General features: G+C 48.4%; 21 protein-coding genes and 2 pseudogenes. 9 read left to right on the forward strand and 14 right to left on the reverse strand.

The genetic code is table 11. The features are described from left to right. The first annotated feature begins 65 nt into the window (after positions 1 to 65). Positions 66 to 515, forward strand: a complete 450-nt coding sequence (locus M0415_RS04340; RefSeq protein WP_249555411.1) for an SRPBCC family protein — start codon at positions 66 to 68, stop codon at positions 513 to 515. Positions 516 to 673: 158 nt separating this feature from the next. Here M0415_RS04340 and M0415_RS04345 read toward each other — a convergent pair whose 3' ends face one another. The 3 genes from M0415_RS04345 to M0415_RS04355 form a co-directional block, all read right to left on the reverse strand. Then, a complete protein-coding gene (locus M0415_RS04345; protein ID WP_249555409.1) occupies positions 674 to 2,266 on the reverse strand; it encodes an ABC-F family ATPase in 1,593 nt (530 codons plus the stop codon). Between the two features lie 232 nt (positions 2,267 to 2,498). After that, a complete protein-coding gene (locus M0415_RS04350; protein WP_249555407.1) occupies positions 2,499 to 4,439 on the reverse strand; it encodes a phytase in 1,941 nt (646 codons plus the stop codon). Between the two features lie 25 nt (positions 4,440 to 4,464). Then, entirely contained in the window at positions 4,465 to 7,299 is a 2,835-nt protein-coding gene (locus M0415_RS04355; RefSeq protein ID WP_249555405.1) for a TonB-dependent receptor, read from the reverse strand. Positions 7,300 to 7,927: 628 nt separating this feature from the next. Between M0415_RS04355 and M0415_RS04360 the strand changes: the two genes are divergently transcribed. The 4 genes from M0415_RS04360 (at position 7,928) to M0415_RS04375 (ending at position 12,609) form a co-directional block, all read left to right on the forward strand. Next, positions 7,928 to 8,893 carry a GGDEF domain-containing protein gene (locus M0415_RS04360; RefSeq protein WP_283771434.1) on the forward strand — a complete coding sequence of 322 codons (966 nt, stop codon included), beginning with the start codon at positions 7,928 to 7,930 and terminating at the stop codon, positions 8,891 to 8,893. Further along, positions 8,893 to 10,047 (forward strand): AraC family transcriptional regulator, encoded by a 1,155-nt coding sequence (locus tag M0415_RS04365; protein ID WP_249555401.1) that lies wholly within the window; start codon positions 8,893 to 8,895, stop codon positions 10,045 to 10,047. Before M0415_RS04360 ends, M0415_RS04365 begins: the two co-directional genes overlap by 1 nt. A gap of 394 nt (positions 10,048 to 10,441) precedes the next feature. Next, positions 10,442 to 11,650 carry a multidrug effflux MFS transporter gene (locus M0415_RS04370; protein WP_249555399.1) on the forward strand — a complete coding sequence of 403 codons (1,209 nt, stop codon included), beginning with the start codon at positions 10,442 to 10,444 and terminating at the stop codon, positions 11,648 to 11,650. A 176-nt stretch (positions 11,651 to 11,826) separates the two neighbouring features. Then, positions 11,827 to 12,609, forward strand: a complete 783-nt coding sequence (locus M0415_RS04375) for a CLCA_X family protein (protein WP_249555397.1) — start codon at positions 11,827 to 11,829, stop codon at positions 12,607 to 12,609. A gap of 10 nt (positions 12,610 to 12,619) precedes the next feature. On the opposite strand, the gene M0415_RS04380 is transcribed toward M0415_RS04375, so the two are convergent. After that, positions 12,620 to 13,570, reverse strand: a complete 951-nt coding sequence (locus M0415_RS04380) for a hypothetical protein (protein WP_249555395.1) — start codon at positions 13,568 to 13,570, stop codon at positions 12,620 to 12,622. Positions 13,571 to 13,863: 293 nt separating this feature from the next. After that, positions 13,864 to 14,775 carry an MBL fold metallo-hydrolase gene (locus tag M0415_RS04385; RefSeq protein WP_249555394.1) on the reverse strand — a complete coding sequence of 304 codons (912 nt, stop codon included), beginning with the start codon at positions 14,773 to 14,775 and terminating at the stop codon, positions 13,864 to 13,866. A gap of 202 nt (positions 14,776 to 14,977) precedes the next feature. Between M0415_RS04385 and M0415_RS04390 the strand changes: the two genes are divergently transcribed. From M0415_RS04390 to M0415_RS04400, 3 genes and pseudogenes are all read left to right on the forward strand, one after another. Beyond that, positions 14,978 to 16,147 (forward strand): PepSY-associated TM helix domain-containing protein, encoded by a 1,170-nt coding sequence (locus M0415_RS04390; protein WP_249555392.1) that lies wholly within the window; start codon positions 14,978 to 14,980, stop codon positions 16,145 to 16,147. Continuing rightward, entirely contained in the window at positions 16,147 to 16,611 is a 465-nt protein-coding gene (locus M0415_RS04395; protein WP_220053205.1) for a PA2404 family protein, read from the forward strand. Before M0415_RS04390 ends, M0415_RS04395 begins: the two co-directional genes overlap by 1 nt. A 96-nt stretch (positions 16,612 to 16,707) precedes the next feature. Further along, positions 16,708 to 16,964, forward strand: a pseudogene (locus tag M0415_RS04400) (hypothetical protein). 179 nt (positions 16,965 to 17,143) lie between these two features. On the opposite strand, the pseudogene M0415_RS04405 reads toward M0415_RS04400, so the two are convergent. The 5 genes and pseudogenes from M0415_RS04405 to M0415_RS04425 all read right to left on the reverse strand — a co-directional run. Next, positions 17,144 to 17,398 (reverse strand): annotated as a pseudogene (locus tag M0415_RS04405) (iron-sulfur binding domain-containing protein); the annotation flags it as partial. Between the two features lie 202 nt (positions 17,399 to 17,600). Next, complete coding sequence (locus tag M0415_RS04410; protein ID WP_249555389.1) at positions 17,601 to 18,191, reverse strand: isochorismatase family protein; 591 nt, start codon at positions 18,189 to 18,191, stop codon at positions 17,601 to 17,603. 17 nt (positions 18,192 to 18,208) lie between these two features. Beyond that, positions 18,209 to 18,928, reverse strand: a complete 720-nt coding sequence (locus M0415_RS04415) for a pirin family protein (protein WP_249555387.1) — start codon at positions 18,926 to 18,928, stop codon at positions 18,209 to 18,211. Positions 18,929 to 18,934: 6 nt separating this feature from the next. Beyond that, entirely contained in the window at positions 18,935 to 20,002 is a 1,068-nt protein-coding gene (locus M0415_RS04420) for an alkene reductase (protein ID WP_249555385.1), read from the reverse strand. Positions 20,003 to 20,035: 33 nt separating this feature from the next. Further along, positions 20,036 to 20,911 carry an SDR family NAD(P)-dependent oxidoreductase gene (locus tag M0415_RS04425; RefSeq protein ID WP_249555383.1) on the reverse strand — a complete coding sequence of 292 codons (876 nt, stop codon included), beginning with the start codon at positions 20,909 to 20,911 and terminating at the stop codon, positions 20,036 to 20,038. Between the two features lie 134 nt (positions 20,912 to 21,045). Between M0415_RS04425 and M0415_RS04430 the strand changes: the two genes are divergently transcribed. Next, entirely contained in the window at positions 21,046 to 21,918 is an 873-nt protein-coding gene (locus M0415_RS04430) for a LysR family transcriptional regulator (RefSeq protein WP_249555381.1), read from the forward strand. A 68-nt stretch (positions 21,919 to 21,986) separates the two neighbouring features. Here the strand turns inward: M0415_RS04430 and nth are convergent, their stop codons facing one another. The 4 genes from nth to rsxD all read right to left on the reverse strand — a co-directional run bounded on the left by nth (position 21,987) and on the right by rsxD (position 25,129). Beyond that, positions 21,987 to 22,628: an endonuclease III gene (gene nth, locus M0415_RS04435; RefSeq protein WP_011626118.1), complete on the reverse strand. Its 642-nt coding sequence runs from the start codon at positions 22,626 to 22,628 to the stop codon at positions 21,987 to 21,989. 66 nt (positions 22,629 to 22,694) lie between these two features. Continuing rightward, a complete protein-coding gene (locus M0415_RS04440; protein ID WP_011622832.1) occupies positions 22,695 to 23,393 on the reverse strand; it encodes an electron transport complex subunit E in 699 nt (232 codons plus the stop codon). Next, complete coding sequence (gene rsxG / locus M0415_RS04445) at positions 23,386 to 24,024, reverse strand: electron transport complex subunit RsxG (protein WP_249555379.1); 639 nt, start codon at positions 24,022 to 24,024, stop codon at positions 23,386 to 23,388. Before rsxG ends, M0415_RS04440 begins: the two co-directional genes overlap by 8 nt. A 55-nt stretch (positions 24,025 to 24,079) precedes the next feature. Continuing rightward, positions 24,080 to 25,129, reverse strand: coding sequence for an electron transport complex subunit RsxD (rsxD, locus tag M0415_RS04450; protein ID WP_249555378.1), 1,050 nt, complete (start codon positions 25,127 to 25,129; stop codon positions 24,080 to 24,082). Between the last annotated feature and the right edge of the window lie 34 nt (positions 25,130 to 25,163).

Genomic DNA, 25,163 nt, shown 5'->3' on the forward strand with positions numbered 1-25,163 from the left:
AATCTTGCTATGTGCAAGTGCTAAATACAGATAGTAATTTCAACGTCATTTTGAAGGATAAGGATATGTCGAATAACACAGGTACTGTGAAGTTACATAGAGTGCTGCGCGTGCCCGCTGCGTTAGTCTACAAAGCCTTTACCGATAAAGCGGCGTTAGAGCGTTGGTTACCGCCTTACGGCTTTGTGGGGACGATTCATGAGTTTGAATTGGCTGCTGGGGCGGGCTATAGCATGAGCTTTACCCAATTTGCGACGGGATACAGTCACTCCTTTAAGGTGGTCTATACCGAGCTCATCCCCAACAAATTGATTAGACATACCGACCAGTTTGATGATGAGAGTCTGCCCGGGGTGATGCAGGTGACTATCGAGTTAACCGAGGTTTCCTGCGGTACCAATTTGCAAATCACTCAGGAGGGGATTCCAGCCGTTATCCCTGAGGAGATGTGTTATTTAGGCTGGCAGGAATCATTACAACAATTAGCGGCATTAGTGGAAGCGAAAACCGAGTAACGCAGTCAGCCACTGTGTATATGAAAGGGTGCTAAAAAGGGTGGTATAAAAAAGACGCTAAGCTCGAGTAGAGTGAAGCGTCTTTTCTTTGAGGTCTTTTGAAGTCCCTTTAGCAAAAGGACGTTTATCAAAAGTGCTTTTGCAAAAGCCGATGGCGATTAGGCACTGGCAAGGTTTGCCAGATACTCATCAAAGGTCCCTTGGAAGTTGACCAATTTTCTATCCCGAATATCGATAATGCGGGTCGCTAATGAGGACACAAATTCGCGGTCGTGACTGACAAAAATCAATGTGCCTTCAAAATCTTTGAGGGCATTATTTAAGGATTCAATCGCTTCCATATCCATATGGTTGGTCGGTTCGTCCATAATGATGACGTTGATATCTTGCATCATTAACTTGCAGAAAATTAAACGATTTTTCTCACCGCCTGAGCAGTTTTTCGCTTTTTTGTTGGCATCATCTTCGGTAAAAAGCAAACGACCTAACATGGCGCGCACCATCAAATCGTTGTGTTTTGGCTGACGCCATTGGTCCATCCATTCAATAATAGTCAAATCATTATCAAAATCGCTGGTGCTGTCCTGTGGGCAGTAACCAATGGAAGCGTTTTCAGACCACTTTATCACGCCCTGATTATGGATTAACTCATTGACTAAACAGCGTAATAGAGTGGTTTTACCGACACCGTTCTCACCGATAATCGCAAGCTTTGCGCCAGCTTCGAGGATTAAATCGCCGCCTTCGAATAGCAATTCGCCGTCAAAACCGTGGGCGAGGTTCTCAAGCACCAATGCTTGGCGGTGCATTTTCTTACCCGGCGCGAAGCGAATCGATGGCGCGATACGGCTGGAGGATTTGACTTCATCCAGTTTAATTTTGTCCATGCGCTTGGCGCGTGAGCTGGCGAGTTTTGCCTTAGAGGCGTTAGCGCCAAAACGGTTTACGAAGTCTTGCAGCTCTTCAATCTCGGCGCTCTTTTTGGCGTTGCTCGACAGCAATTGTTCGCGCTGCAAGGCCGATTGCTCGAGGAAGTATTCGTAGTTGCCGGGGTAAATCCGCAGTTCACCGTAATCGATATCCGCCATATGGGTACAGACAGCATTTAAGAAGTGTCTGTCGTGGGAAATAATGATCATGGTGCATTTGCGCTTATTCAGCTCAGTTTCGAGCCAACTGATGGTGTGAATATCCAAGTTGTTGGTGGGCTCGTCGAGCAGCAGAATATCGGGGTTAGCAAACAGGGCTTGGGCTAACAGTACGCGCAGTTTCCAACCGGGTGCAACCTGTGACATAGGGCCATAGTGGAAGGATTCTTCGATGCCGGCTTCAATCAAAATTTCGCCCGCGCGGCTCTCGGCGCTGTAACCGTCCATCTCGGCAAATTCACTCTCGAGATCGCCCACACGCATGCCGTCTTCTTCGGTCATATCGGGTTTGGCATAAATAGCATCACGCTCTTGCTTGATTTTCCACAGCTGGGTATCGCCCATGATCACCGCATCGATAACTGTGTATTGCTCGAAGGCGAATTGATCTTGGCTTAGGGTGCCGACCTTCAAGCCCGGTGTGATCGACACGTTGCCCGAGGTTGGGGCGAGGGCGCCGCTTAAGATCTTCATAAAAGTCGATTTGCCGCAGCCGTTTGCGCCAATCAAACCATAACGGTTGCCGTTGCCAAATTTTGCCGAGATATTTTCAAATAATGGCTCTGGGCCGAATTGCATGGTGATATTTGCGGTAGAGATCAAGGGTATGTCCTAGGAAAAAGTCGTTAATAACGGCTTAAAAAGCTGACAACCGCAAACAGTATTGCAATATCGAGCTAGTTATTGGCCAAATCATTTGGGCGCGGAGTATAGCGATTTCAGACTCAAGATGCGAGTTTCAAGCAAAAAGGTTCAAGGCAAAAATAAACCGAGCCACTCGGACTCGGTTATCATTCCTCTCGCCAGATCATGCAGCTTTCAACTGGCTCAATACTCAGTTAAGCGATAATTTCTCGACAATATTGTGCCAAGGCAGCCATTTAAAAGATTGATTATTATCGGGTAAATGATTGTGTCCATCCTGTACCACCAGCATTCCTTGTTGCCAAGCTCCGGTTCCAACGCTTAAGTGAGTCACGGCCAAACCATCGGTTTCGCTACTGCCATCGATGCTAGTTTCGCGGCCATTTTCCATGCCGTTAAGGTTGACTCCAATACGGAACTTGCCTAATTGGGCGTAGGGCGGCTGTGCCTTATACAGCAAGTAACTGTTATCGCCTTGGCTCGACACCACCAGCAGATCCTGCTTTTTACCGTGAATATTGGCACCTTGATAGAGTGAAATGCCCTCAACATCGGGGACTAAGTCGCCCTCGGCTTTAATAATCAGTTCACCTTGGGCGCCGCCATTGGCCTTGGCATTAAAGCGCCAAATGCCTTTATCTTCTTCACCGATAAACAGCGCGTGCTGAGCCTCATCGACCACACAGCCTTCAACTTGGCTTGGGGTATGGATATCACGCACCAGCTTGATGCTTGGGCCATTTACCTGCCAATCGACGCGGTATTGGGCGATGCGACCGGACTTTTCGTTGGCGAACACATACAGAGTATCGGCATCTTGATACAGACACATGCCATAAATATCCACCATATTCGTAGCTTGATTGGGATATTCGCTTAACTTGCCTTGAGCGTCGATTTCATAGAAGGCGAGGCTGTCGTTATCCCTTAAGGTGGCCACGGCGATATCGCGTTTTTTACCACCCAGCATCACTTGCTGGCGCAGATCGACGTTATTGATGCGCCCGGATGGTAGGGCTTGAACCTGCTCGCCACGCATATTAAAGCTCAATAGCCCCCAACGTTTGTTGGTGCCAAGCACTAGGCTTTTTTCCGGTTCAGTTGGATGCACCCAAATCGCCGGATCGTCCATGGTATCGCCGGGCCTATCGGATGGGGCGCTTTCAACCCAAGCGGGAATTTCGATGATATCGTCGCTGGGATCGTTATTTGATTGACTCCGGTCTATAGGCAAGACTGCTTGGCTAAATAAGTACTGATCAGTTTTATCATCATAGAGGGCAAACTGGATTGCCTTGTTGGTACTGGTTCCGTTTAGATAACCACTGAATCCCTGTACCTTTCCTAAGTCGTAGTTCGCAATAGCCTGTTGGTCTAAGGTCAGGGTACCATTTTTATCGCTTAACAATAACTTGCCATCGATGACTTGCATGCCCGCGATATCATTATTGAGGGCGGCGAGAACCAACTTAGCGCTATTGTCGGCGAAGGGGCTGGCATCAAATTGCCAAACACCGGCTTCGGGCTCACTCACTAACAGTTTGTCGCCATCAATGGCGCAGCTAGTGCTATTGACGGGGATTGCCTGACTGCGCAGCTTTTTCGGCATAAAGTGTCCGGCATCGCCTAATAGCCATTGCTCGCTATAACCGTCTTCGCCGCCAAACCAAGCGTAGATATTGCCATCCTGCGGCCTTGGCTGAATACAGATCCAATTGATTTCAAATGACGCCATCGGCAGCAGTGGCAATACATTGGTCGCGACTTTGCCTTCTATCTGTTTGATCATGATAGGGCGAATGCGATCGGCGCGGCGATCGAGCGTCAAGGCATAGGGATCGCTAAAGGCTAACAGCTCAAACTCGCCTTTGACTAAGGTTTTGGCGGCGGGTAGCGACGTTTTATCCGCGCTTGGCATGCTTTGTAGCATCAAACCATTTTTTTCACTGACCCAAAGCCAATCGACTGCAGGGATTACTGCGTTGTTATCGTTGTTAAACAGCAAGGCTTGGGCCTGGCTGCCTTTGTGGGCTGGGGCTGTGATTGGTTGAGCGAATGCGCTCAAGGGCGCACTGATAAGGCCTGCTAAGCTAACGGCTATGGCACTAATTTTGGTAAATGCTGTTGTCATATCTTTGTTCTTTTTTAATAGGTGATTAATAGTTGGTGTACTGCACGCCTAACTGGAAAGTGCGGCCATAGGCTTCGTATTGGGCGTTGTAGCTGTTGTCACCCGTGTAGCTGTAGTAGGGCTCGTCGGTCAGATTCACCCCTTTGAAATACAAGGTTAAATTGCTGGTTAAATGGGCCTTAGCGACAAAATCCCACTGTAAGTGATTGTCTTGATAGAGATCGTAGCGCTCATCACTGAGCTCTGTGACTTCCTGTAAATATTCGGATTTATAGGCCGCCGATAACCAGACACTGGCGTAACTGTTTTCATAGCCAACCGATAGGTTAGCGGTGAGATCCGATTGGCTTGGCATCGGAATATCGCGGCTCAGTAACTGGCCATCCTCTAGCCAACTGATCTTGGCGCTGGAATCCGTATAAGTGAGGTTAGAGTTGAGCACCAGTGCATTAAAGGGCTCGGGCAAAAAGTTAAACTCTTGCACATAGCTGAGTTCCACGCCGTAGATGTCGGCACTGTCGCCATTAACAAAGGTCACGGCGCTATGGGCATCGATGTAGTCGCCACGGCCAGCTAAATCCGCCTGATAGATAAAGTTGTCGATATCTTTATAAAACAGTCCCGCCGAAATTAAGCCGATATTGCCGAAGTAGTGCTCTAGGCTTAAGTCAAAGTTCATTGATTCGAGCGACTTAAGCTGTGGATTGCCGAAGGTTAAATCGATATCGCCATCATCCTCTTCGAGCAAATATCCCGGCGCTAATTGGCCGAACGTTGGGCGTACTAACGTGTTGGTCCAGGCGGCCCGAAGCACGGTATTGTCGCTATAGCGGTAAGTGAGGTGCAGTGCGGGCAGCCAATGGTCCTCATCGCGGGAGTGGTTTATATCGATAAACTCGCCCTTGGCGCCATCGTAACCATAGCCACTGGAATCCCATTGATTTTGCTCGAAACGCAGCCCTGTTAAGATACGCAGTTTATCGATATCAATGTGGCCCATCAGGTAGGCGGCGTTGATATCTTCGCTGATATCAAAGTCGTTAATGGTTGACTCGATATCATCGCGATTGCTGTCGGCATCGAGGCTATCGATAAGCTGCCACAGTGGCGTAGCATCGATCCCGCTGCCAAAGCGGCCGAGGTCATAGTCAAGCTCATTGCCCGCATACTGACTCAATAGCAAATCGTCATCGCTCACGCCTTGATCGCCTAAGTCGCTGTAGATCCAGATATCTTCGCGATTGGATTTATCGCGGCGGCTCAGCTTGACCCCGGTTTTTAGCTCGACGCTGTAATCCGCGAGGGTTAACTGGCGGGTGAGATCCAGTTGGCCACTGTTAATGGTGTCTTCGGCCTTGGAGGCGGCAATTTCAATCTCATCTAGCTCAAAGTTAGCGTTTTGAAAGTAGTCTTCGGAGGCGATAATCTGTGGCTGTTTGGTATTGCTAAAGCCGGTGTTATCAATCTTGGCGACAAAGTCGGCGCCGGCGATATCCCGCGGTTTTTCGGCGCTGGCGGTGCTGTGGCTCGCCTGATAGTCGAAGGTCCAGCGATCGAAGCGGGTTTGACCGCCCAGCACAAAGGAGGTGATGTTTTGGTTCTCGGTGCGCGATTTTAGCGAGCGAGTGGTTTTGCCTTGGCTGAGGGCATTGGCTTGCTGCGGCGATTTCCACTTAGTTTTGGCGCTGTTACGGGTTTCGGTATCATCAAACTCACTGTAAAGGGTGCGCAGATACAGATCGGTATCATCACTTGGGCGATAATCGAAGTTCACGCCTATGCCTAAACGCTCACGATTGATTGCATAATCCCGTGCATCGATGGATTCAAGCGCCGCACCCTCAAAGCCGTTATCCCCGGCAAATTCCCATTTACCGCCGGTTTCGACGTTGTCTGAGCCAAAGTCGCGGTTATACCAACTGGCACCTATGGCTACCCCTAGCTTGTCGGCAAAGATATCGCTGTAGCTGGCGGCGAGTTTGGGATTGGTATTGTCGGTTAAGGTATCTTGGCTCGCCTCGGCGTTGAGGTTGAGATAAGTATCATCGCGATCGAAGGCCGACAGACTTTTAACCTCAATGGCGCCACCCAGTGCATCGGCATCCATATCCGGCGTTAAGGTTTTACTCACTTCTACCGACTGCAAGAGATCCGATGGCACTACATCGAGGGCAACTGCACGGCGATCGCTCTCGGGTGACGGCAAGCGCGTGCCGTTCATCGACACTGAGTTATAGTCCGGCGCCATACCGCGTACACGCACAAAACGACCTTCGCCCTGATCTCGCTCGATAGATAGCCCTGGCACCCGCTGCAGCGACTCACTGATATTGCTGTCGGGGAAATTCCCCAGCACATCGGCGCTGACCACACTCAGTACATTGTCGGCGCCGCGTTGGCGGTTCATGGATTTACTTAATGCGCCTTGTTGGCCGACGACACGAATATGCTCGACATCTTGGCTGCTTAAGTTGATATCTTGCAGCGTGGTTTGTTTATCGCGAATGCTAACGCTATGTTCCAGCGGCATAGCACCGAGGTAGTTGACTACTAAGGTGTAATCGCCATCTTGCACGCCGACAAAGAAGAAGCGGCCATCGCGGCCTGCCTGTTGACTCAGGTTGAGCTCTTTTAAGGTGACGGTCGCGCCAGCAAGGGGTTGTTGACTGACATTATCGCGAATTTGCCCTTCAAGCTTACCAACGGCAAGGGCGCTAGTGCTAAAGCCTGCGACCATCATGGCTAAGCTTATTGCCGACAGACGTGCAGCCAATCGGGTTTTAGGAATGGCGTGCTGCTTTTGCGGCGCTTGGGAGCCTTGTTGTAACTCTTGTCGTAATGGTGGGGTACGAGATTGCATCTTGAGTTCCGTTTAAGTTGTTTCTGTTGAGTGTTATTGCAAGCCTTGGGTGAAGGCCTATTTGTGATGGCGGCCAAGTTAGGGGAGCAAAATGTCAGATTTGTGACGGGATAATTGAGCTGCCGTGTTTGGCGGTTGTTAACGGACGAAAATGGCGGTTTTCGACCGTGAGTGAGCCAAAATGACGCTGAAACATCACCGCAAAAAATTGGCATGGATTAGTCAACATCGCTCAGTAATGATGCAGATATAAAGAGTGTGATTGGCAATAATGGCTTTATTTATAAAGTGTTATATCGCTATCGGTTGTAAAGAAATTATTTTCAGCAAAGGTCTAGTAAAGTCTCCGCAGGCATAGAATTCAGCATCAATCGGCTTGATATGGTTTTTTATCTGTACCACTCAAAAGTGCCTGAGCTAATTTGCCGCTGTGGTCGGCTCGAATAGTATGGGGTTAAGATTATTTTTACATTTAATTCAATGTATTAGGTTTTATTTGTTTATGTTTGTCAGTTGAGCGCGACTAAATGGCGTCACGGCATTGTCATAAAAGCCCGCTAACTTGCCATCCCATAAAGCATTAACGTTGTATTTGCCCGTTTGGGCTTCACAGAACAAGGTGTGTACTTTGGGAACTCCTGCAAAATCATTACGGCTCGCCAGCGTCTATGGCTTAAGTCTGCTTATCATCTTTATCGTGCCGTTGTTTCTTTGGCAAAGCACCACGGCAAAAACAGTGGCGGCGGTGGATTGGTTCGATGTCGTCACCGAGGGCGCCTTATTTATTCTCGGTATGTGTTGGTTGATGGTGATAGTGTCTGTTCGCCCCTCTGGTCGGGTGACAAATCTGTTGATCGCGGGCCTCTCAAGTTACTGCTTGGGCTGCTATTTAGATTTGCTGGATGAGATTTTTATCGTTAAAACTATCCCAGTGTATAATTGGTTTGAAAAGATGCCGACGCCAGTTGGGCTATTGGTGCTGACCTGTGGCCTATGGCTATGGCGTGATGAGCAAACCGTCGTCAATCGCCAGTTGCAAACTCGGGAACAATTTCACCGCGAACATCAGTTAACCGATGGCTTGACCTTGCTCAATGATGCTAAAGCCTTTGAACATCATCTAATAAAACAATTATCGCAAAATCAAGCATTTGGTCTGATTATGCTTGATATCGATAATTTTCATCAATACAACAAGAATCAAGGGGTGGAAGAGGGCGATAGGCTCTTGTCGCAGTTGGCATTGTGGTTAAGCTCAACCCTCAGGAATCAGGATTTAGTCTGCCGCTACGCTGGTGATCGCTTTATCATTCTGTTGCGCGGTGCGATTCCGTCTCTAGTGAGCGTGATGGCGGATCAGATACAGCAAGGTATTAGCGCGTTCGGTTGTAGCGCCTCCGTGGTCTGGGTACTGCCATCACCTAAAGTGTTGCCGTTGCAAACGCATAGAGCGTCTGCCAAGGAAGAGGCCGCTACGCTGCTGCAATTGTTGAATCAAAAAATGTCACAGCAAAAAGAGAATCGTAGTCCGGAAGCCACACCGGCTCAAGCGTGTAACACGCAAAATCCGTCGACCTTAAGTGAGCTTAACTGATGCGCCCGCTCGCCACTTGGCAGGATAAATGTATCGATAGCCAATTGCTGGTGGCGAGCATCGTTGGGCTTTTTAAGCAGCGTGGGCTCGATAGCGATAAGTTGTTACGAGGCACGGGGATTTTTACCGCGGACATTCGTAAACCCGATCACCTTATTAGTCCAAAGCAGTTATCTCGGCTGCTGGACAATGCCTTATCCCTGTGGCCAAGTGGCGATTTAAGTTTCTTATTGGGTCAGCTGTGGCTGCCATCCCAAAGTGGCGCGCTCACGGCGGGAATATTTTGTGCACGGGATCTGCAGTCGCTCGGGCATTTTTGGCATAAATATCATTGGCTCACACAACCTTGGTTACAAACTTGGCGCTGGCAAGGGGAGCAGGAATGGCACTTTCTATTAAGCCTCGACCTAGGCATGCAGCGGCACAAACAGTTTTTCATCGAATTAAGCCTGTCGTCCCTCACGGCATGCTGCAAACAATTGCTTGGCCAAGCGTGGCGCGGCAGCATCAGTTTTCCGTACTCCGCACCAGCGAACTTAGCCCATTACTATAAGTATTTCGGCACTGAGTTAAGCTTTAATGCGCCCCTTTGCCGAATTTCGATGGCAAAATCCCTATTGTGCCAACCTCTGTTGTTTGCAAACCACTCCGAGACCCATGCGATCGATTTTGCTGGCTCCAAATATACAAAGCCGCCGAATAACCCCGCTGCGTTGCAACCTTCGGAGCACCCTCATCCGAGAACATTGGAGCGCCATTTTAACGAGCCGCTTGCGAGTACTGTGTTAGGGCCGCAACTGACGATGGCCAAGAATGCCCGCCAAGCCCTGCTCGCGCATGGGTTTCGCCACGGATTAGCGGCTGGGATCCGCCTTAAATTGATGCAAAATACATTAAGCCTGCCGGAAATGGCACAATTGTTAGAGATGAGTCCTGCCACCTTAAAACGGCGTCTTGGGGAGATGGCGCTGAGTTACGGACAATTAGTCGATGAGTCCCGTTTGATTAAGGCGCTGTATTTTCTCGCCGAACCAGAGCAGGATGCCAATAGCATTGCGCATTCCTTATCCTTCAGTGACGCCAGTAACTTTAGACGTTCCTTCAAGCGCTGGACCGGCCAATTACCCGCCTATTTCCGCTTTTGGCTCGCCTAAGCAAGCGCGATAAGTATTTACAACTCAAAACAGTAACAATTTCAACTTTTTTTGAATGGGTATTCGCGATTTTGCATAATGGTTAGAAAAATCCCCGGGATTATATTTTTATTTATGCAAATTAAAGCATATTCAGTCATTTATAAACTCAGTGGCGATTGGGTGCTGATTGGGGAATTAGTCATAGCAATCAAGGGGGGATTTGTGCCATGATCCGCCATCTTGTACTGCAAGAGGCATGGTGACTCGTGCGGTAACCGGCGTTGTAATAAGCCCGCAGTCAGAACAGTAATAAGTTATTCGACAGGTTAAAAACGGAGGTTAAAGATGAAGAGGGCGGTGCCTTTTATCCAATTATCGCTGTAAACATTCATAGCAATAATTGGATTTAAACATGACAAAATTTAATCAAAACCCGCAAGACCGCAAATGGGATTATACCTTTGCGTACTCACTCCTATTACTTATTCCCTTCGATCTACTCGCTTCCCTTGGCATGGATCTGTATCTGCCTGCCATCAATGATATTCACCAGAGTTTTAGTGTTAGCCAAGGTCAAATGCAGCTGACTTTAACCCTCTATATGGCGATTTTAGGCTTAGGCCAGTTGTTATTTGGACCGCTATCCGACGCAATAGGGCGCAGGCGAGTGGTGATTGCCGGAGACTTAGTTTACGCAGGTTCCAGTTTGGCGATGGCACTGACCGACAGCTTCAGTGTGTTTCTGCTCCTTAGGATTGTCCAGGCCTTGAGCGCCTCGGCCGTGCTAGTGGCCGCATTTGCGACCGTGCGAGATGTGTTTGCCGATAGGGAAGAAGGTGTCGTTATCTACGCCATTATGGGATCTGTGCTCGCGGCCGTGCCTGCGGTAGCACCTTTTATTGGCTCGCTTATCGATGGACTTTGGCATTGGCGAGGGATCTTCTACACCTTAGCGATATTTGCTGCCCTAGTAGGCTTGCATGCCTTACTGAAATGGCCTGAAACCCGCCCAGCGCAGACCCATCCCTTTGAGTGGTCGAGATGTTTTAATATCGTTCGCACTAAGGCGTTTTTAGGCTATACCTTGGCCTACGCCACGGCCATGGGCACCTTCTTTGTCTATTTTTCGGCATCACCCAGCATACTGATGGACAAATTAGGGCTCGATAAAGTGGCCTTTAGCCTGTGGTTTGGCTCGGTTGCGATTGTCATTATAATCACCACTCGCTTTGTTAAGCGTCTCGTCAAACGTTGGGGCACACAGGGAACTGTGCTTAGAGGCCTGATTGGCATGATGCTAAGCGGCGGCTTATTGTATGGGCTGGAATGGCTAAATGGGCTGAGTTTACTTGGGTTTATGCTGCCTATGTACTTCATCGGAGTGCATATCGCCTTAACCTGTGCCGTAACCGCTAATGGTGCCTTAGCGGCGTTTTCCCATTCTGCGGGGCTGGCAACCGCTCTGTATTATGCCATCGAGAGTCTGTTCTTAAGTGCCTTAGTCAGTCTGTTGATTTGGCTGTTGCCCTCGGGTACTTCGCTGGTGATCTGTAGTTATATTTTGATCTCGGCGTCACTATCACTGCTATTTATGCTTTCCATTAGAGCGGATAACAAATAGCCTCAGCTCCATTATCGTCCATTAAAAGCCGAGAATCGCTCGGCTTTTTTGTCATTGTGTTAGTTTTGAAAGATTTGTTTGTGCTGTCTACTTGATGGCTTTCTGGCTATAAAAGCTTTTTTATTTAACTTAGAATGATTCTAAATTGTCGTTTACTTAGGTTTGTTAGATAAAGCGTGTTACTCCATCAGCAACATACCCGCCATGGCCCCGATTATCGCTTCGGGGAGCAAATGACCTTTCTGGATGTAAAGCAAACCTTTGGCTTTAGCCATGTGCGCGTGGGGCGTTGGGTCACGCGGGAAGAGTCGTTAATTGCTGCCAATTTAGTGTTTGATTCGCTGGCAGATCTTGCCTTTATCCTCAATTTACCGCCGTTGACTTTAGGGTTGAGGCAAACCCTAAGCCTTGCCTTTGGCCATGGTGGACAAAAGGGCGTGCAGGCTCACTATGCGCCAGGGGCGCGAGAGCTGGCGTTAGCCAAAAATGCGGGTGCTGGGGCGCTGGCCCATGAGTTTTGGCATGCCTTTGACCATTATGTGGCACCCAAGGCGTTTTCACGAGTCTCGGGGCGTTTTAAGTGCGCCAGCGATCTTTGGCTTGCGGATCTGCCACTTATCGAGCATCCGCTCAATCAGCGGTTGGCCGAAATTTTTAGGGTGACATTACTCTCCGAGGACAATTTGGAGCCAAGCGATTATGTGCGTCGCGCCATAGCCTTAGATAAGCGTTATGGCGCGCAGTATTTTGCTAAACCGACGGAAATGATGGCCCGCGCGTTTGAAGCTTGCATCGAATCCTATCAAGGGATCCAAAATCCCTATTTAGTCTCTGGCACGCGCCATTCTGCGTTGGCGAAGGAAGGGGCTTATCCCGATGAGCAGCATAGGCTGCGTATCTTTAATGCTTTGATTGCTTACTTTGAGCCATTAGGCATGGCCTTAGGGAAAGCGGGATAAGCTGACTGGCTTAGTCCGCGAGTTGCTGACAGTAGGCCAGCTGGTGGCGAATCGCATCGAGATATTGCGAGGCGTGATAATCCATCAGGTACCAAGGACTCGTTTGGCTTTCGGGAAGATGATTAAAGAATAAAGGCTCGCACGCTTTTAGCTTGCAGTGATCGGCACATTGTTGCCAAATCTCATAAGGCGTGTGTGCAAGCTTGGCTAAGTGCTGACGTAGCGCTTGTTTAGTCTCCTCGCTTACGCTTGGGGCGAGGTTGGATTGTCTGAGTAATTCCAGCTTATCGAAGGGATCCTCACATAAAGTTTGTTTATTTTCACTGCTATCGGTTTCACTGACTTCATCTGTTTCACAGTCCTTGGACATTGGCTCCCAAGGCATCAATGTAAACTCGACCCAATCTAAGCGTTCACACAACAGCGCCTTTGCGATTCTTCTTTCCCCTAGCCAGTTATGCACTATGCAGGGTAAATGGAGTGTCTCCGGCAGTTCAATACTGCGCTGTAAGCTCGGCAACAGCGACATACGCTGAACCTGTACGTGATTCGCCAATTGCAGCATGAGTACAACTGTCGTTAAGCCCGATGATGGCCAACAACCAAGGGATGCGGTGAGATCGGTGGCGACTTGTGTCAATGCTTTCGCCAGTTGCACAGCTTGCGGATGACCTTGAACTTCAAAGGCATACTGCGACTCAGCAAAGCCGCCATTGGCAATATTGACCACCTGGCTTTGGGGAGCTTTCTGCTGCGACCACTGCGTGCCATTAAAGATAAAGGTGAGGCCTTCGACCGCGGGCTGCCACTCGCCAGAGGCATTGCCAATAATGGTCACTTGCTCAAGCTTAAGTTGCTCTGCGAGAGTGCGCAGGCAAATCCTAGGTTGTGGCTCAGCCAATTGACGGTGCATATGCGTATGGGACTGAGGCGCATCGGCTAAGGGCTGTGGATAGGACATACTCGCAAGGACTCTCTAAAACAAAGATGGGTATTGTAGCGGATCTTCTGTTTTGACTAAAGAATTATTCCCCTGAAGCGACAGGCAAGATAATTAATAAAATTTCATAATAACAGTACGTTAGACTGTTTTTATTTCGGTTTTTCTCCTCTAGTTAATCTCCTCAAGCGTAGGTTGATGTATTTGGGGTTGAGGGCTATTGAGCTGCGAGTAGTATTGCCCGCTATTCTGTTGGAGCCTCAGCTTTGTAAACTCTGGCGATAAAATTTCGTCCTTAAAATAGTACTTATCCGTTATTTTCCCGATGTTTGACGTTCTTTTTCTATCACGGCAATGGTTCGTTCGATAAATTTCGTCAAGGCTTTTGGCGGCAGAAAAGGGGATTTGCCCTCCTGATTAAAGCGCGCAACCAGCTCTGCGATCTGTGAATGTTGGGTTATCTGTTCCACACTCTTGCCTGAGTCAATTAGCGACTCGATTTGTTGAACCCAGTCATTGGTGTTTTGCTGAAAGCGGCGCAGTGAGGCTTTATGACTTGGCTTACCATGCCCGGGTACGATAAGGCTGTCCTCATTACCTATGGCTAAAATATGGTTGATGGCGGCATTAAATCCGCTAATACCACCAGCATAAAAAGTCGGATGCCAGCTGTTATCGACAATATCGCCGACAAACAGGCTGTTGCTCCGTGGATGAAAATAAATCCAGTCAGCTGATGAATGGGAAGAAACTTGGGCTGCCAATATATCGGGTATCGCGGGTTGCATTGGCACAGTTTTTTGCGCTGCCACCGTGTTCTGCATCTGGGCTGTATTTTGCAACGGTACTTTTAGTGAAGATACTTTTTGCGATGGAACTTTTTGCGATGGAACTGTGTCTTGCGTTGGCACTAGCCGCGCACCCTGTTGGATAAAGTGCTGATTACCGCCGGTATGATCGACGTGTTCATGGGTATTTAAGATGAATTTAACAGGTTTGGCATAGAGGGATTGAATCGCATCATCCAGAGCACTTAAGTGTTCATCCCCAGGCATAGGATCGATAAGCACCAAGCCATCGCTCGTTGATATAAGGCCAATATTGGTGCCGTAATCTATGCCTTTTAAAAGATGTACTTGCTCAGAGACTTGCTCAACACTGATGGTATTGGCTTGAACAATGAAGCTAGACGTTAAAAAAACGAGGGTAACGAATACCTTATGCATAGTGAAATCACTCTCTGGTTTAACCTAATCGATGGGATCTTTAAGCATTATTGACCGCATTCGAGTTGCGAGCTATTGCGCAACTCGGCCAAATTTGTGACAAATCTTATAAACCTATCGTATTATCAATATGCTGTATTGATAACAATTCGCATTACCTTTACACTGTTGGCATTCTAAAAGAGGTAGGAAACAATCCCCCATGGCGAAAATAAGTAATCGCTTCTGGTTTATGTTACACGGTTGGGTGTCATTACCCATCTGGATTTTATTCAGTTTTATCTGTTTAACGGGCACTGTGGCCGTGTTGAGTCATGAGTTGACTTGGCTGACCAACCCAGCGGCTCGTGCGACTAATCCTGACGAATTACCTGCAAAACCCGTTGACGAGTTAATGCTGGTGGTCGAAAAGGCGTATCCGAATGCGCAAGTGATGGGGGCAATGACCCTCGAGCCTTATTTAGTCAATGCCATTACCTTTACCGATGCCGATAAACCCTATGCCATCGCCTATGTGAATCAATATACGGGTGAGATCCAGCAGATCAATGAAGGATTAACCTTTATCGGTTTTATGCGCTCATTACATGGTTGGTTGTTGTTCCCTTGGCAGAGCGGTTATAGCGTGGGCTATTACCTTGTGTGCTCTATGGCACTTTTGATGCTTGCCTCATTGATAACGGGACTCATCGTTTATAAACGTTTTTGGCGCAGCTTTTTTGCACCAAAACTTAGACTCACCCAAGGGAAGAAGACCCTATTGTCGGATCTGCATAAATTATCCGGCGTCTGGTCGATTTGGTTTATCGCGATTATGAGCCTCACAGGGCTGTGGTATTTAGTCCAAGCCATCTTTTGGCATGCCGATATCGATATTGAATCCCATGCGCCTATGATTGCCGCCGAGCAAGTGCCTTTGATGCAAGCTGGTGATACGCAACTGCCAAGCGCGAATGTCTCTTTTACTGAGGCCTTAAGTTTAGCCAAGCAGCGTTTCCCCGATTTTCAACCAAGCTATGTGATGCTGCCTGAACATCAACGGGATATGTACCATTTAAGTGGTAGTGGCGATCATATTTTTTACGATCAATATTCCTATAGTCTCAGCATTAATCCATGGACTGGTGAAATTGCCAGTGCTACCTCGCCAGAAACCATGACAGGTATGCAAACCTTAATGCATATTGCCGATCCGCTGCATTACGGCACCTTAGCTGGTATTTGGACTAAATTGATTTGGTTCTTCTTTGGGCTGGTGCTTTCTGGGATGTCGATCACTGGTTTTATGATGTGGGGATTGCGCCATGTCCGCGCCTTTAAACAGGCCGAAACCAAAGACTTAGCCGCAGATATGATAGGGGAGGCTCGCTAATGGCATCATCGGTATTTTGGCTAAAGCATAAATATAAGCTCAGTGGCTTGATTTTGATTTTACCCTTAGTGTTTCTCTATCAGTCGCTTAGCCCAAGCTTTCCGCCCGCTTGGCCGAGCCAGCAGCTTGGTGAATTTAAAATCGCGCCAATGCCCTTAGATTTAAAGGCGCCTTACAAACACCACGATGATTACGTAAAAGATTTTATGTTGATCTTTGAACAGGGTGATATCGCCCATATTCGCCAAGGTTATGCCAATATCGGCCCAGAGGCCTTGCCATTAGAAGCCCTGCAAAAAGGCGAAAATGGTGTGTTGCATGGCAGCAAACATGGCCAGCATGTGCATGCGATAACCGGCGCTAAGTTAGCGGCAACGGACAGCCTGTGGGTGTCGATTCAAAATTGGCAGGGCGAATGGTTAGTCAGCCAATGGCCTGTCCCCGAGGCAGTGTTAGTTCAGTAATACCGCTAGCAAATTGTTTGCAGTAAAGTAGCCCTCAGGTGCAAACTGTGCTTGAGGGTTATTTTTATCGGATAGGTTTACTGCAAAGGATTGGATATGGCATTTACTCAAGCGGAACTCGCGTTAATCGCTGCCGCGAAACAAAAAGTGCAGATGGCGCAGCTGGGGTGATTATGTTACTTATCTTAGGCACGCTTACGCTGCTGGCAGGATTTTGGAGTCACCCGTATGCGATTTATATTGCCTTTGCGCTGGTGGTCTTTGCGGTCGCGCTACCCCAGTTTGGCCAAGGGCCCAAATATGAAGAATTGCTCGCCCTATTGCAGCAAAAAGCCGCTCAACAAAACGATTAATCTGCACCACAGGGCTAATATCAATAGGGCTAATAACAGCATTAATAACAAAAGGACTTTCAGCGAGATCTTCTCTAGCGTGGAAGCCCTTTATAAAAGTTTTCAACCAAAGTGTTTAACAAATTGTCTCCAACAAGAAGCCGTTAACTAAAGCGCTTAACCACAGCCTTGTAGCGCCCTTACTCTTCGGGATAGACCTTTTCCTTAAACTCGCACAAATCTTCAATGATGCAGCTGCCACAGCGGGGTTTGCGGGCCAGACAGGTATAGCGGCCATGCAGAATAAACCAGTGGTGCACATCGACCTTAAATTCGGCGGGAACAACTTTTAACATGCGTTCCTCGACTTCGACCACGTTTTTACCTGGGGCGAATTTAGTACGGTTTGCGAGGCGAAAGATATGGATGTCGACGGCGATGGTTGGCCAGCCAAAGTTCTCGCTGCGGTAGTGGATGGTAGAATATTTCGATGTTTTGAAAGGACTGCTAAGTGCCAAAAGCGGACCTATACAAACTCCGTTTGTAGTATGATGATCATTGTGGCTCAGACAAACCTCTATCCGCATCTAGCTCAAAGAAGTCTCCGCCATTTATATAGCAGTCTTAATTATTGCAACTAAGACTGCTACTTGTTAGCTAAGCACCTTGAAGAGAGGGCATCACAACTTCCTGCACGATTCGCATCCCTTCGGGTGTACTCCAACTGCCGGCAAGCTCGGCAATGACTTGATTCGTACTGGTTAATACAACGCCCGCCTGTTCCATTCGCCGTAAAGCCATGTCATCGCCCATCTTACTCGGAGAGCCGCCCGCATCCGCTACGACCTGGACTTCATAGCCTTCTGAAACCAAGCTCAAAGCAGGGTAGACAGTACAGACATCATTTGTCACTCCGGCAATGATGATACGTTTGCGCCCCGGTGCTTTGGTCGCTTTCGCGAAGTTTTCGTCGTCCATCGCGTTAACGATACCTAAGCGTTGAATTCTGTTTTCAAACTCTTCCGGCAGGACATCTTTTAATTCCTGCATTAACGGTCCTTGCGCGTATTCCTCCATGCTGGAGGTCAATACAACGGGCATTTTTAGTATCTTGGCGGTTTTCGCCAGCATAAGGGCATTACGCTTCATTTCGTCAATTGGGATAGATTTTACCCAGCCCATAGTGCCAACCTGATGGTCAATCAAGAGCAGCGTTGCGTTCTCGCCAGTAAATCTACTGAAACTCATCTTGGTATCCTCATTAATTAAAGTGGTTTGCCACTAAAAAACATGACCTTCGCACCGGCATCGGACGCGGTCACTGTGATGGTCTGCTCATTTTCTTGTGACGAGAAGACCGGTACTTTGTGCTGCTGAAAAGAGAACGTTTGCTGGTCTACAGTAAACGCCCCTGAAACTGGCAGCAAAAAAGCGTTGTGGTTGGCTTTTACGTGTAAATTGATCGAGGCTCCGGTGTTTAAGGTAATATCCAGTAAGGCCACATCCGTGGGTGTATTTAAAGGAGATTGCACGCCATTAAATTCACCCACCGGAATACGGATTTTTCCTTCTGGAATCTTAACGCTGACAACATCTTCCGCTTCCAATGTCAAAGACGTTGGCTGCATCAACCGCTTAGCATCTGGCAAGGCAATAAATATTTGTAACGAATGCACGGTTTTGCCGGGCTCGGCCGGAACTTCCTCATGAACAATCCCTGAGCCTGCCGCGGCCCAGTGCAATCCTCCTGGTTTGATTAGGTTCTTCACCCCGGTTGAGTCGCTGTTATCAATTCCGCTTTCAGAATCGAGAAGCACATAGGAGACCGCTGAAAAACCTGCATGTGAATGAGGAGGAAATGTGGGTCCACTCATCCAGGCGTGATCAACCGCAATAAACGGGTTAATTTTTTGCTGATAGCCACGCAGAACCTGTGCCCGAAAATGTGCACCGTGGCTAACCTGTTGTGTTGTCACTATGTGCATGGTGGTTCAACCCGCAACCTTGGCCAGCGGATAATCGGTATAACCTTGCGCTGCGCCACCAAAGAAAGTATTGCGATCCGCGGTATTAAACGGAATATCCTGTTTCAGACGTTCGACAAAGTCAGGATTAGCCAGCACCATCTGACCATAAGCCTCTAAATCAGCTAAGCCACTGCGAATATCTTCACCGATGTTTTCGCGGGCACGACCTGGTTTGTTGACGATCAGAATGCCATCCCAACCATAACGGATATCGCGCAGAAGCTCGTCATCACCTTGATGCATCACGTGCAAATAAACCAATTGCAGCTTGTTCAACTCTGCAACCAAATAGCGGTATAAGGCTGGTCCCTCAGCGCCTTCATCAATGCCCCACAATTTTGTGCCCGGTGACAAGCGGATAGCTGTTCTTTCTGCACCGATTTCTTCGGTGACAGCTTTAGCAATTTCGATAACAAAGCGGGCTCTGTTTTCGATAGAACCACCATATTCATCCGTACGAGTATTTGAGCTTGGGGCAAGAAACTGTTGGATGAGGTAAGCGTTCGCACCGTGAATTTCGACACCATCGGCGCCCGCTTCAATGGCACTGCGTGCGGCATGTCTGAATTCGCCAATGGCTTGCTTAATTTGCACCTGAGTCATGGCCTCGGGCACCGGAATGTCCAGCATGCCTTTCAAGGTAAACATTTGCGTACCTGGCGCTATGGCTGAAGGGGCCAAACCAGCCCGGTGATGCGGTGTATTGTCTGGATGAGACATGCGGCCAGCATGCATCAGCTGGAAAAAAATACGTCCGCCTTTTTCATGCACCGCTTTCGTAACCTGCTTCCAGCCGTCGATATGGGCCTGGGTGTAAATCCCTGGCGTAAAGATATAGCCTTGTCCGTCGTCTGATGGTTGTATGCCTTCGGTGACAATTAACCCCAGACTTGCGCGTTGACTGTAATAGTCGGCAGCTAATGTACCGGGTGTACCATCCTGATGGGCCCTTGAACGGGTCATTGGCGCCATAACGAGCGCGTTTTGTAGGGTGTTTTTACCTAAAGTGATCGAATCAAAAATGGATTTCATCGTAATAACCTCTGCTATTCGTTAACTGGATAATTAAGCCAATGCCTTTGCGATTAAGTAGCGGGATTGAAGTAAATAAGCCTGCATATGGTCGTCCGCATTGATGCCTTTGGTCGGCAGCAGTGCCTGAGATTTTTGGTTAAATAAAGTGCCGGAATATTGGTCTAATTCAGGCGCAATCAGTAACGGCGTAATGCCTTGGGCGTATTGCTCCGGTGTCGGGGTAAACCAACCGATCAGCGTTTCCAGCAGATTGAAAATCACCCGGTTCCCACCGAGGAAATTACTGCGGATATCGGTTTTAACTAAACCTGGATTCAGGCCAAATATCGAAAAATTTTGGAAGCGATGATGATTATCAAGGACCAGCATTTCATTGCCGGCGACCGTGTTCATATGCACTTGCATGGTTTTGTAGCTTTGCTCTGCATTCAAATCGCCCAGCACGCCTGGGCTACCTGAACCTGGATACCCCATCACAAATACCCGGGGTTTTTGATGGGTTTGCTTGCCTAAGCGAGGCATGATGTTATCAAGCATGAGCAGGCGATTGAGGTAACTGGTCGCCATGTCCATCTCCAGCCCTTCCGCAGTTTCTTGCCGTTTAGGTGCAGCAAAAATTCCGGTGGTAAAAATCAACATATCCAGTGTTTCGGCAGGGATAATGGTTGCTACGCGCTCAGCTTCCCGCATCGAACTTAAGTCCGCTTGCAAAAAGCGAATACCTAGGTGGGCTTGATCGCGAAATGTTCTTCCTACTACCAGAACATCAGCACCATGTTTAGCCATGTTTTGCGCAAGTGTACGCCCTAAACCGCCGGTACCACCGACAATGACGACTTGCTTACCTTTCAACTCAGTACGAACATCGCCCATACGGATTGCACTGAACTGTTTATTAATTTTCACGCTAATGTGCCTCTGCTTTAATGCCACCTCTTGGTTGAGTGTCATTATTAATCGATAGATATTTGGGATAAATAAGTTAAAATGGAATTGATTGATGCATTAGTGGAGCAATCTGATTGGACATATTGAGAGACATGGCGTTATTCGTAGAAGTGTGCAAAGTGATGAGTTTTCGCAAGGCGGCGGACGCTTTAGACATGCCGAGCTCAACGCTTTCCCGCAGAATAAGTCATTTAGAAAAAGAAGTTGGATTGCGCTTATTGCATCGCACCACCCGAAAAGTGGATCTGACAGAAGCCGGATTACTCTACTTCCAGCGCTGTAAACGTATTGTCGACGAAGCCAATTTAGCCCACGAACAACTTGGTGAAATGCTTGAACACCCCACCGGGACAATCAGAGCGTCCGTTCCTGTCGACTTTGCTATCATCTACATCGCGCCCTTGCTTGAAGAATTCGGTGCAATTTACCCGGGCATTCACATCGAATTTGACATGACGCCGCGTAATGCAGACCTGATTTCAGAGCATATAGACTTAGCCATCCGTATGGGGCAACCGCCGGATTCAACACTAATCGCCAGAAAAATTACCAGTTTTACCAGTCAATTGTTTGCGTCACCTGCTTACCTTGAACGATGCGGTCAGCCAAAACATCCATCGGAACTCATCGGGCATGACGGCATAGCCTTTCCAAAGACAAGTCATTGGGATTTGAGAAATGGGCAACAAGACATTCGGGCTGAATTTGGCGGTCGCTATCGGGCCAACAACGTGGGCATGATGAAACGTTTAGCAACGTTAAATCACGGCATTATTCTATTGCCGCAAACCTCGGTAACAGAAGAATTAGCCCAAGGGAAATTGGTCGAAATATTACCTGGATGGACAGGTGCGACTTTACCCGTTTACGCATTGACTGAAACCAGACTATTGCCCGCAAAAGTTCGGGTTTTCATAGATTTCTTACAGCAAAAACTTGGTAAAAAATTAAATTTACTAGAGTAATTTGCAGCATTAAGAAGCGGACCATATGATGTCCGCTATCCGCTCATGAACAACAGCCTTGTGGCTTTTTATTCTTCGGGGTAGACCTTTTCTTTAAATTCGCAAAGGTCCTCAATAATGCAGCTGCCACAGCGGGGTTTGCGGGCAAGACAGGTATAGCGGCCATGCAGAATAAACCAGTGATGCACATCGACTTTAAATTCGGCGGGAACGACCTTCAACATGCGCTCCTCGACTTCGACCACGTTTTTACCGGGGGCGAATTTAGTGCGGTTTGCCATGCGAAAGATATGGGTGTCGACGGCGATGGTCGGCCAGCCAAAGGCGGTATTGAGCACCACGTTAGCGGTTTTACGGCCTACACCTGGAAGCGACTCTAGCGCTTCTCTGTCCTCTGGGACTTCGCCGTTGTATTTTTCAATCAAGATCTCACAGGCTTTAATCACATTGATGGCCTTGTTGTTATACAGGCCAATCGTCTTGATATATTCCTTTAATCCATCCACGCCTAAGGCATAAATGCTGTGGGCGGTATTGGCGACTGGAAACAGTTTGTCGGTCGCCTTATTCACGCTCACATCGGTTGCCTGTGCCGACAAAGTCACCGCCACCAGTAATTCAAAGGGACTAGAGAAATTCAGCTCGGTTTCGGGTTTGGGATTGTTTTCGCGAAGGCGGGTGAGGATTTGGATGCGTTTTTCTTGATTCATAGTGGTCCTTGTAAGTAGTGGGTTTAACGCTAAACCCACTACTTAAGCTGTTATCTCAATAAGGGCTTAACTCACTTTGGTGATCCGTGCCCGTGTTACGCTTGGCTGCACTGCCGCTTCGGGTTGACGCTCTTTAAGCTTTTTATCGATAACGTTTTTCAGGGCGATAAGTAGGCCCATCACAATAAAGGCGCCTGGCGGTAACATCGCCAGCAGGAAGGGGGTATCGACTTGCCATACCTGAATAGTTAAGGCTTTTGCCCATGGGCCGAGCAGTTGGTCTGCGCCATCAAACAGGGTGCCTTGGCCGAGAATTTCCCGCGTTGCGCCAAGGACTGCTAAGACTAAGGTAAAGCCAAGTCCCATCATCAGTCCATCGAAGGCGGCGCTAAAGGCATTATTACGGGAGGCAAACGCTTCGGCGCGGCCAATGATAATGCAGTTAGTCACAATCAGCGGTAAGAAGATCCCTAAGGACAAATACAGGCCATAGGCGTAGGCGTTGATCAGCAGCTGCACCGCGGTTACCAGCGCCGCAATGATCATCACAAACACGGGGATACGGATTTCCTTGGGCACATAGTCACGTACCAACGAGACTAAAATGTTTGAACCAATAAGTACTAACATAGTGGCGACCCCAAGCCCGAGGGCATTGGTGAGGGTGGCAGTTACGGCCAGCAGTGGACATAACCCCAGCAGTTGCACCAAGCCGGGGTTGTTTTTCCACAGTCCTTGCCAGGCTATTTCGCGATAATTAGTCATGGTTGGCCTCACAATTCAGTGGTTGGCTGAAAATCTCTGCTTGATGCTGAGTAAAGTACCATACAGCGCGTTTAACGGCTTTCACATAGGCGCGTGGTGTGATTGTTGCGCCGGTGAATTGGTCAAAGTCACCCCCGTCTTTTTGCACTTGCCATTGCTTATCATCTTCAGATGTCAGCACTTTTCCTACAAATTTGGTGACCCAATCAGATTTACGTAAATCGATTTTATCCCCAAGTCCGGGTGTTTCTTGGTGGGCAAGTGTGCGTACGCCTAACACTTCACCTTGGGTGTTGATACCCACAATCAGCTTAATATTACCGTTGTAACCATCGGGGGCAATGGCTTCGAGGGCGATAGCAACGGGCTTACCTGCAGCAGTGGCGATATAGGCGGGCATGGCATCATCGGTGCCGAGTGCCTCTCTATCCTGCAACAGGGTACATTGCGCGGTCAGCTCATTGTCGTGGAGCTCATCAGGGATGAGCTGATGCAGCACGCGCATCAATTCCTGTTGCTCTTGCTGCTTAATTTTGTCTAAGGTCTGTTGATTAACCACTGCCACTAAGCCCGTGCAGAGCAGGGCAAATAGGGCAAGTAGCAGACCATTTTTAATCATTGGATTATTCACTTTTATTCCTCAAGAATCTTTGTTCAAGCTCGCTTGATTCTTTTATGCCACAGGCTTAGCCCGCAGAGTGACCATAGGTGCGTGGACGCACATAGTAGTCAATAAATGGCGCGCACAGGTTTGCGAGCAGCACAGCAAAGGCGAACGCATCGGGGTAGCCACCTTGGGTTCGAATGACATAGACCAAGACACCGATTAATGCACCGAAAATCAAACGGCCGCGTGGACTGGTCGCCGCGGTGACAGGATCGGTCGCGATAAAGAAGGCGGCGAGCATGGTCGCGCCCGAGAATAAATGAAACAGCGGGCTTGCCTGAGTATCGGGCGATAATAAATAGCCGATGCTCGATGCCACAAATAATCCCACCAACACGCCGGTGCTGATATGCCAACGGATGGCTTTTAATTTAAGTAGCACTAAACCGCCAGCAAGATAAGCTAAATTGACCCAAAACCAACCTACGCCAGTGCCACCATCGAATATGCTTTTGGCCATACTCTCGGTAGTGGTCAGCCCTAAAGACAGATCGGTTTTGAGAGTATCGAGCGGTGTCGCCATACTGATCCCATCGATGCCGAGACGGAATTGCTCCATGCCACCATGGGCGCCGACATTGAAGATCAATTGCAAGCTATCGACCACACTTGGGGTATTAAGCGCAACCGTACTTGGTGCAATCCAGCTGGTCATCTGCACAGGGAAGGAAACCAGCAGCAACACATAGGCGGCCATCGCGGGGTTGAACAGGTTATGGCCTAGGCCACCGTAGAGGTGCTTAACGATAACAATCGCAAAGGCTGTACCCATGACAATCATCCACCAAGGCGCCAGCGGCGGGATCGCAACCCCGATTAAGATCGCCGTTAACATGGCGCTGTTATCGCTTAGACTCGCTTTAATGCTGCGGTTACGCAGTTTCATCACCGCGGCTTCACAGCTCAGGGCAACAATAATCGCCAGTAACACTTGAATAAGCGTGCCCCAGCCGAAAAAGGCGCATTGCACCACAAGGCCGGGTAACAAGCATAAAATGACCCTTTGCATAACCGTTGAAGTATGTAAATTACGGGTAACATGGGGTGATGAGGCTATTTTAAACGCCATTGTGATCCCTTTTATCTAATCTTGAGTCACTGAT

Origin of the sequence: Shewanella sp. 10B (assembly GCF_023475885.1) — a bacterium.
Taxonomy (GTDB): Bacteria; Pseudomonadota; Gammaproteobacteria; order Enterobacterales; family Shewanellaceae; genus Shewanella; species Shewanella mangrovisoli.

Excerpts from the sequence above, each read along its gene's own strand:
- M0415_RS04420 (WP_249555385.1), bottom strand. The coding sequence starts at position 20,002 with ATGAAATCCATTTTTGATTCGATCACTTTAGGTAAAAACACCCTACAA.
- nth (WP_011626118.1), bottom strand. The coding sequence starts at position 22,628 with ATGAATCAAGAAAAACGCATCCAAATCCTCACCCGCCTTCGCGAAAAC.
- M0415_RS04340 (WP_249555411.1), top strand. The coding sequence starts at position 66 with ATGTCGAATAACACAGGTACTGTGAAGTTACATAGAGTGCTGCGCGTG.
- M0415_RS04355 (WP_249555405.1), bottom strand. The coding sequence starts at position 7,299 with ATGCAATCTCGTACCCCACCATTACGACAAGAGTTACAACAAGGCTCC.
- M0415_RS04365 (WP_249555401.1), top strand. The coding sequence starts at position 8,893 with ATGCGCCCGCTCGCCACTTGGCAGGATAAATGTATCGATAGCCAATTG.
- M0415_RS04430 (WP_249555381.1), top strand. The coding sequence starts at position 21,046 with ATGGCGTTATTCGTAGAAGTGTGCAAAGTGATGAGTTTTCGCAAGGCG.
- M0415_RS04395 (WP_220053205.1), top strand. The coding sequence starts at position 16,147 with ATGGCATCATCGGTATTTTGGCTAAAGCATAAATATAAGCTCAGTGGC.
- rsxD (WP_249555378.1), bottom strand. The coding sequence starts at position 25,129 with ATGGCGTTTAAAATAGCCTCATCACCCCATGTTACCCGTAATTTACAT.
- M0415_RS04390 (WP_249555392.1), top strand. The coding sequence starts at position 14,978 with ATGGCGAAAATAAGTAATCGCTTCTGGTTTATGTTACACGGTTGGGTG.
- M0415_RS04385 (WP_249555394.1), bottom strand. The coding sequence starts at position 14,775 with ATGCATAAGGTATTCGTTACCCTCGTTTTTTTAACGTCTAGCTTCATT.
- M0415_RS04370 (WP_249555399.1), top strand. The coding sequence starts at position 10,442 with ATGACAAAATTTAATCAAAACCCGCAAGACCGCAAATGGGATTATACC.
- M0415_RS04350 (WP_249555407.1), bottom strand. The coding sequence starts at position 4,439 with ATGACAACAGCATTTACCAAAATTAGTGCCATAGCCGTTAGCTTAGCA.
- M0415_RS04380 (WP_249555395.1), bottom strand. The coding sequence starts at position 13,570 with ATGTCCTATCCACAGCCCTTAGCCGATGCGCCTCAGTCCCATACGCAT.
- M0415_RS04440 (WP_011622832.1), bottom strand. The coding sequence starts at position 23,393 with ATGACTAATTATCGCGAAATAGCCTGGCAAGGACTGTGGAAAAACAAC.
- M0415_RS04415 (WP_249555387.1), bottom strand. The coding sequence starts at position 18,928 with ATGCACATAGTGACAACACAACAGGTTAGCCACGGTGCACATTTTCGG.
- M0415_RS04410 (WP_249555389.1), bottom strand. The coding sequence starts at position 18,191 with ATGAGTTTCAGTAGATTTACTGGCGAGAACGCAACGCTGCTCTTGATT.